Here is a 7389-nt window from a genome sequence, read left to right as displayed (position 1 = left end):
AGCGCGGCGGTGCGCAGCACGTCGGCGCGGGCGGCGCGCAGGCGCAGCAGCAGCGGGCCGGCGTGCTCCAGCAGCCGCGCGCCCGCCTCGGTCGGCTCGACGGGGCGGCGCCGCAGCAGGGGCAGCCCCAGATCCGCCTCCAGGGCGGCGATCTGCTGGGAGACGGCGGACTGGGTGTAGCCGAGGCGTTCGGCGGCGGCGGAGAAGGAGCCGGCCTCGGCCACGGCCACGAACGTGCGCAACAGATGAGGGTCCATCAGTGATGCTTATAGCAGGTGCAGACATCATCGTTGGCGCTGGAGCAGGGCGGCGGGCCACGATGACGGCATGAGAATCGCCCTGGTCGGTGACCGCTCCCCCGGTGTCCGCGCCCACACCCGCGTCCCGCTGCTGCTGGAGGCGCTGCGTGAACGCGACGGCGTCGCGCTGGACGCCTACTGGATTCCCACGCCCGACGCCCGTGACCTGGAGGCCTTCGACGGCATCTGGGTCGTGCCCGGCAGCCCGTACCTCAGCGAGGAGGGGGCCGTCGGCGCGGCGCGCACCGCCCGCGAGCACGGCATCCCCTTCCTGGGGACGTGCGGCGGGTTCCAGCACATGCTGCTGGAGTACGCGCGCGGCGTGTGCGGGCTGCGGGTGGCCCACGCCGAGAACACCCCGGCCGCCGCCGCGGACGAGGAGGATGTGCTGATCATGCCGCTGCGGTGCTCGCTGGCCGGGCACGAGGGCGTGGTGCGGCTGGCGCCGGGCTCGCTGATCGAGCAGATCATGGGCGCGTCCACGACCGTCGAGGCCTACAGCTGCTCCTACGGGCTCAGCGAGCGCTACGAGCGCGTGCTGAGTGAGCACGGGCTGGTCTTCTCCGGCCACGCCGGCGACGGCGACCGGGGCGGGGACGGGCCCAACGGGATGGCGCGGGTCGCCGAGCTGCCCGGGCATCCGTTCTTCCTGGGCACGCTGTTCCAGCCGGAGCTGGCCGGCGACGGGCGGCGCCCGCCCCCGGTGATCTCCGCGTTCGCGGCGGCCGTCGCGGCCCGCTCCGCCTCGCCGGCCGCCGCGCGGCGTTAGCCGGTGGCGGGGCGGGCCGGGGCGGTTGTCCTTGCCGTCCAGCCACAGCGTGCCGGGCTCCTCGCGCGGTGATGCCGATTCCTTTTGTGGTGGCCGCGGTCTACATGGTGGGAGGCGCGGCCCGCGTGACGGGCCGGTCGGTCTCCCTCATGTACGCCGAGAAAGAAGGCTGATCGCCGATGAGCATTCCCGCGACCATGCGCGCGCTGCAGCAGACTTCCCTCAACGGCCCGCAGGACATGCGCCTGATCACCGGAGCGCCGGTGCCGAGCCCCGGCCAGGGCGAGGTCCTGATCCGCGTCGCCGCAGCCGGGGTCAACTTCGCCGACATCTCCAAGGCCCGCGGCACCTTCCTGGACGGGCCGCGGCCACCGTACCTGGCGGGTTTCGAGGCCGCCGGTGAGGTCGTCGCGGTGGGCGAGGCGGTGACCGGCCCGCAACCGGGGGCGCGCGTCGTCGGCGTCGGAACCGGCGCTTTCGCCGAGTACATGGTGCTGCCCGCGGCTGCGGCGGTACCGGTGCCCGCGGGCTGGACGGAGCAGCAGGCGCTGGGTCTGGTCGTGAACTGGCCCACCGCGCTGGCCGCGCTCAAGCCTCTGGGCGGCATCGCTGCCGGGCAGGTTGTGCTGATCCACGCCGCGGCGGGCGCGACGGGCCAGGCCGCGGTGAGAATGGCCAAGCACTACGGTGCGACGGTCATCGCCACCGCCTCGCCGGGCAAGCACGAGACGGTGCTGGCGCTGGGAGCCGACCACGTCCTGGACTCTGTCGGCGCTGACCTCGCCGCCGAGGTGAAGGAGCTGACCGGCGGGTCCGGCGTCGATGTGGTCCTGGAGTCGGCCGGTGGCGCCACCTTCGCCGCCGGCCTGGCCGCGGCCAAGCGGGTCACCGGCCGGGTCATCGTCTACGGCGTGGCGGGCGGCGAAGCCCCGATCACCAACTGGGAGCTGGTGTACAAGCACCAGATCCACCTCATCGGCCTCAACATCGGCGTGCTGATCCAGGCCGCACCGCAGATCTTCGGCGAGCTGATGGGTGAGTTGTCCGCGCTGATCGCGGCCGGCGTGCTCGCCCCCGGCATGCCGACCACGTACGAGCTGGCCGACGGCCCGAAAGCGCTGGCGGAGCTGGAGGCCAGGGCCACCGTCGGCAAACTCGCCCTGCTGCCCTAGACAAGCCCTCCAGCAGTTCAGAGCCGGTGGCGCCGCACACCGGAGGTTCCCATGACAGGAGTGCAAACAGATGACCGCAACCGTGGACCCGGCCGCTGAGCAGAGGGCGCGCTTCGTCGTGATGTACGACACCCCGTGCGACGTCGACGCGTTCGAACGTCACTACGGCGAGGTCCACATCCCGCTGGCGAAACAGTATCCGGGCCTGCGTCGTTACACGCGCAGTCACCACCCGGCGGCCGTGATCGGCGAGCCGTGCTACATGGTCGTGATGCTGGACTGGGACGACATGGCCGCGCTGGAAGCCGCGCTCGGGTCCGAGGCCGGCCGGCGCACCGCCGAGGACGCGGCGGCGAACCTGGCCCGCTACGCGACCTTCCGCGCGATGATCCTGCAGCTCGACGAGGTCTGATCGCACGTGAATCACACCCCTGGGCGCTGCGGTACTAGGCTCCCGGCGTGACATCGGATCGGCCTGCGGCACCGGATCAGGACCGGTTCACCGCCGAGACTGAGCGGTTCCGCCGGGAGCTGCTGGCGCACTGCTACCGCATGGTCGGCTCGGCGCACGAAGCCGAGGACTTGGTGCAGGAGAGCTATCTGCGGGCGTGGCGGTCCTACTCCGGCTTCGAGGGCCGGGCGTCGATGCGGTCCTGGCTCTACAAGATCGCCACGAACGTCTGCCTGACGGCGTTGAAGCCGCGCCCGGTCCGGGTGCTGCCCTCGGGTCTGGCAGGCCCGTACGAGGGACCCGATCACCCGCCGAGTCCCGTTGCGGCGGGCGAGGTGTCGTGGCTGGAACCGCTGCCGGAGGCGTGGATCGCCCCGCCCGCCGACGACCCGGCTGCGGTGGTGGTCCAACGCGAGTCGCTGCGGCTGGCGCTCATCGCCAGCCTGCAGCATTTGCCCTCCCGCCAGCGTGCGATCCTCATCCTGCGGGAGGTGCTGGCGTTCTCGACGGCCGAGACCGCGGAGATCCTCGACACCACGACGGCGGCGGTCAAGAGCGGTCTGCAGCGCGCCCGTGCCCGGCTGGACGAACGGGAGCCCGAGCCCGAGGAGCTGCTGGAACCAGCCGACCAACGGGCACGCGCGCTGCTCGACGGCTACATCGCGGCCTTCGAGCGCTCCGATGCCGGCCTGCTGGAGGAGGTGCTGCGCGCGGACGCCACGCTGGAGGCGACGCCATTCCGCGAATGGCAGGCGGGCCGGGCGATGTGCATCCACATGCTCGGCACGTACGTGTTGGGCACACCGGGTGACTGGCGGATGATCGCCACCGCAGCCAACGGCCAGCCCGCCGCCGTCGTGTACCACCGGGACGGGGACGGCGTGCTCCGAGCCGACGGCGTCGTGCTGCTGGCCCCCACCGCCACCGGCGTCTCCCGCGTGATCAAGTTCCACGATCCCGCGCTGGTCGCGACGTTCGGCTTTCCGGACGTGCTCGCGCACTGACCCGGCCACCGGCGGCGACGCCGTCGGTGGCCCATCGACGGGTGCCCCGCCTGTCCGCTTTACGCCGGTGTCAGGCGTACGCCGCCGAGGACGAGGGCGAGCAGCCGGTCGGCCTGAGCGGCGCCGTCGGGTTCGTCCTCGACCGTCAGGCAGATGGCGTTGACCAGCCTGAGCAGCTCGGTGATGGAGACGTCGGCGCGGACGGTGCCGGCCTGGCGGGCGCGGGTGAGCAACTCCTGACCGGCGTCCACGATCATCGTGTGGCAGGTGGCGCCGAGGACGGGATCGCCGTCGTGGTCGCTGCCCTGGTCGCTGTCGTGGGCGCCGTGCAGCAGTGAGGCGGCCAGGCCCCGGTTGGTGACGACGTGCGTGGCGACGGCGTGCAGCCAGCTGACCAGGGCCTGTCCCGGCTCGGGGTCGCCGGCCAGGTCGCGGGCGGCGGCGCACAGGGCGTCGACCTTGTCGCGGAAGAGCGCCTCCAGCAGCCGCTGCCGGGAGGGGAAGTGCCGGTGCAGGGTCGCCGAGCCGACGCCGGCGCGGCGGGCGATCTCCTCCAGGGACGCCTCGGCTCCGTGCTCGGCGACGGCCGAGGCGGCCGCGGCCAGGATCCGGTCGTAATTGCGGCGGGCGTCGGCGCGCCTGGGCCGGCCGGGCGGTGCCGGGCTGCGGCTGTCGTCAGGCATGGTGGCGGGCATGTCGTCTCCGGCGCGCTCAACGTAAACGGGGTGGCCCTCCGTATCGTACTCGATCGGGGCGGTGCCCCGGCGGGCGGCCTCCCACCGCCTCCCACCGCCGGTCACGGCCGGGCTCGGTGCCGGGGCAGAGCCATCGGGGGCAGGGCCATCGGGGCGAGGCCGAGGCCGGCGAGCGCCGCCGCGCCGCGCTCGGCATGGGCGCCGCCGGCGAGCACCAGGGTCCGTGCGGACTGGTAGCGGCAGCCGGCGGCCTCGAAGGCGTCCGCCGTGGCGAGCAGCGCCTCCTGGTCGTCGTCGAGCAGGGCATCGGCTCGCTCCACGATGGCGGCGCAGACGGGGTTGCCGGCCACGACGGTCCTGGCCTCGGCCGCACGGTCGCGAGCGTCGGGGCTCGCGGCGAGCACGGCGGCCTCGGTGCGCAGCGCGACATACCAGTGGTGCCAGATCCAGGTGATCCACTTCCACACCTGTCCGGGCTCGGGGGCCGTGCGCTGCAGAGCCTGCGGTGCATGCCCGCGGTGCAGCAGGAGCATCGCGTCGAAGACCGCCCCGTAGCCGTAGGCGCGCTGCGGTGGGGTGTCGAGCTGATCCAGGATCTCCTGCCATTCGCCCAGGGCGTCCTGGTCGCCGCGGAGGCCGTGGATCATCGCCACCCCGGCCACCGCCGGGCGAAGCAGCGACCAGGCGGAGCTGTCCACCCGCCGCCAGGTGTCGAGGAAGCGGATGCTGCCGGTGAGCACCTCATCGACGTTGCCCGCCAGCGCGTCGACCATCAGCAGCCGGCACGTGGCGCGGTCACCGGCCTCCGCCAGCGAGGGATGGTCGGCCAGCCGGCGGGCCCATCGGCGGGCGCCTGGCACATCCCCGATGCCGAGATCGGCCTCGGCGACGATACCGAGCGCGTCGATCAGCTCGTGGGTGCCGGCCGGTGTGATCGGCGGGGATGACAGGAGCGTGATGCGGCGCCGCGCCGTGGCTGCGGCGGCGAACGTGTCGCCGGCCCAGCTCTGAGCGCCGGTGAGCGCGTCGAGTGCGGCCGACTGGGCGATCGGGTCGCCGGTTCGGCGGGCCAGCTCGACCGCCCGCTCGGCGCGGGCGAGCGTCTGCGGTACGGCGTTGCCGGGCGGGCCCTGGGCGGCGCCGAACGCGTCGGTGAGCACCGCGGCCTCGGCCAGGGCGATGGCGGCCTGCGCGGCCGGATCGTCGCCGGCCGGCTCCCGCGCCTCGGTGATCAGCGCGAGGGCCTCCTCCGTGGGCGGGAGGCGCGCGAAGGTGGGCGAGAACCGGAATGCGATGGTGGCGGCGCTCGCCAGGTCGGCGGCGGCGCCGGCGGTGTCGCCGGCCCTGCGGGCGGCGTCCGCGGCCGCGCGGCGCAGGCGGTACATGTCATCACCGATGGTCCGGCAGCCTGCGACGGCCGCGGCCTGCCGGAGCATCGCCGCGCAGGCGGTGGGGTCGGTCGCGAGCCCGGCCGCCTGCTCATAGTGCCGCTGGGACTCTCCGACGAGGTTACGGGTGAAGGTCAGCTCCGCCAGGTGGCGGGCGAGCTCGTGGGCGTCCGTGCGCTGCTCCGGCTGGTCGGCCGCCCACACCAGGGCCGCGCGCAGGTCGTCCGCCACCAGGTCGAACCGGGCACGCCAGTCCGGTTGTGTCACCGCCAGGGCGGCGGCCTTGGCCAGGCACCAGCGAAGGTGCCGGGATCGGGCGTCGGCCAGCTCGCCGGCCTCGGCGAGCCGCTCCGTCCCGTACTGGCGGATGGTCTCCAGCGCCCGGTACTCCGTACCGGCGGGGGACGCCGTCACCACCAGCAGGCTCTGTTCGGCGAGCCGGGCCAGTCCGTCGGCGACAAGGCCTTCCTCGCCCAGGGTGACCTCCGCCGCCGCCGCGGCGGTGAACGACGCCACGAACACCGACACCCGGCGCAGCAGCGCCCGGTCGGCCGGCTCCAGCAGGGCATGGCTCCAGTTCAGCGCCGCCCGCACCGAACGGTGCCGCTCATCGGCACGAGAGCCGCCGGTGAGCATCCGCAGCGGGTGGGACAGCGCGGCGGTGATGCCGTCCAGCCCCAGGGTGGGATACCGGGCCGCGGCCAGCTCGATCGCCAGCGCCATGCCGTCCAGCCGCTCACAGATGGAGACGATCTGCTCGCGCAGCGGCGGATCCAGCGGCCGGCCGACCGCCGCCGCCCGCTCCATGAACAACGCGACCGCGTCCGACTCACCCTCGACGGCCAGCGACAGCGGCGGAACCAGATACACCCGCTCGAACGGCACCATCAGCCGGGCCCTGCTGGTCGCCAGCACCGTCACCCGGGGGCACGTCGCCAGCAGCCGCTCCAGGAACAGCGCCACCCCGTCCACCACGTGCTCGCAGTTGTCCAGCACCAGCAGGGCGTGACGGTCGGCCAGCGCGGCCACCACGGACGCGGTCATGTCGCGGCCGGGCTGCTCGCCGAGGCCGAGCGCCCCGGCGACCGCGGTCGCGATCAGGTCCGGATCGCTGACCGGGACCAGGTCGACGAACCACACCCCGTCGGAGTACTCACCGGCTGCTTGCGTGGCCACCGCCAACGCGAGCCGGGTCTTGCCCACTCCGCCGGGACCGAGCGCGGTCACCTGGCGATGTGTCCTGATCTGCTCGCTCAGTACGGCCCGCTCGGTCACCCGGCCGATGAAGGAGGTCAGCGGGCCCGGCAGCACCGGCGCCGCATGAGGCCGGGCCGCGCCGGCCGGCTGGGGCGCGCGCCGGGCGAGCGCCCGCCGATCCGGCACCTCCAGCTTGCGCAGCAGCGCGGAGACGTGACTCTCCACCGTCCGTACCGAGATGCACAGCCGTGCCGCGATCTCGGCGTTACTGAGGTGGGCTCCGACCAGCTCCAGCACCTCGGCTTCCCGAGGGGAGATCTCCACTTCTGTCACCACTGTGACAGTTTGCCGCATCCCTTCCGTCCTCCCCTCCGTGACGGCCCCGTACGCGATCCGTGTGGTGGCTCCGTGTGG

Annotated in this window: 7 protein-coding genes; 4 read left to right on the top strand and 3 right to left on the bottom strand. The window is 73.7% G+C overall.

The window, feature by feature from the left end:
• A partial coding sequence (locus MTP10_RS22395) for a LysR family transcriptional regulator (RefSeq protein WP_310711509.1) occupies nt 1–257 on the bottom strand: 257 nt, incomplete at its 3' end.
• 70 nt (nt 258–327) lie between these two features.
• Between MTP10_RS22395 and MTP10_RS22390 the strand changes: the two genes are divergently transcribed.
• The 4 genes from MTP10_RS22390 (at nt 328) to MTP10_RS22375 (ending at nt 3695) form a co-directional block, all read left to right on the top strand.
• On the top strand, nt 328–1068 hold the full coding sequence (locus tag MTP10_RS22390) for a glutamine amidotransferase-related protein (protein ID WP_310711508.1): 741 nt from the start codon (nt 328–330) through the stop codon (nt 1066–1068).
• A 179-nt stretch (nt 1069–1247) separates the two neighbouring features.
• Entirely contained in the window at nt 1248–2240 is a 993-nt protein-coding gene (locus MTP10_RS22385) for a zinc-binding dehydrogenase (RefSeq protein WP_310711507.1), read from the top strand.
• Between the two features lie 70 nt (nt 2241–2310).
• The gene (locus MTP10_RS22380) at nt 2311–2652 is read left to right on the top strand and encodes an EthD family reductase (protein WP_310711506.1); all 342 of its coding nucleotides are present in this window, start codon (nt 2311–2313) and stop codon (nt 2650–2652) included.
• Nucleotides 2653–2699: 47 nt separating this feature from the next.
• A complete protein-coding gene (locus MTP10_RS22375; protein WP_310711505.1) occupies nt 2700–3695 on the top strand; it encodes an RNA polymerase subunit sigma-70 in 996 nt (331 codons plus the stop codon).
• A gap of 59 nt (nt 3696–3754) precedes the next feature.
• On the opposite strand, the gene MTP10_RS22370 is transcribed toward MTP10_RS22375, so the two are convergent.
• Both MTP10_RS22370 and MTP10_RS22365 read right to left on the bottom strand, forming a co-directional pair.
• Entirely contained in the window at nt 3755–4378 is a 624-nt protein-coding gene (locus MTP10_RS22370; protein ID WP_310711504.1) for a TetR/AcrR family transcriptional regulator, read from the bottom strand.
• 113 nt (nt 4379–4491) lie between these two features.
• On the bottom strand, nt 4492–7311 hold the full coding sequence (locus tag MTP10_RS22365) for a LuxR C-terminal-related transcriptional regulator (RefSeq protein ID WP_310711503.1): 2820 nt from the start codon (nt 7309–7311) through the stop codon (nt 4492–4494).
• Nucleotides 7312–7389: the final 78 nt, after the last annotated feature.

Origin of the sequence: Nonomuraea sp. 3-1Str (assembly GCF_031570565.1) — a bacterium.
GTDB lineage: Bacteria > Actinomycetota > Actinomycetes > Streptosporangiales > Streptosporangiaceae > Nonomuraea.
Note: the sequence above shows the minus strand (reverse complement) of the source record. Positions and strands in the feature narration are given on the sequence as shown.

Coding starts and splice junctions, on each gene's coding strand:
- MTP10_RS22390 (WP_310711508.1), top strand. CDS start 328: ATGAGAATCGCCCTGGTCGGTGACCGCTCCCCCGGTGTCCGCGCCCAC.
- MTP10_RS22385 (WP_310711507.1), top strand. CDS start 1,248: ATGAGCATTCCCGCGACCATGCGCGCGCTGCAGCAGACTTCCCTCAAC.
- MTP10_RS22380 (WP_310711506.1), top strand. CDS start 2,311: ATGACCGCAACCGTGGACCCGGCCGCTGAGCAGAGGGCGCGCTTCGTC.
- MTP10_RS22370 (WP_310711504.1), bottom strand. CDS start 4,378: ATGCCTGACGACAGCCGCAGCCCGGCACCGCCCGGCCGGCCCAGGCGC.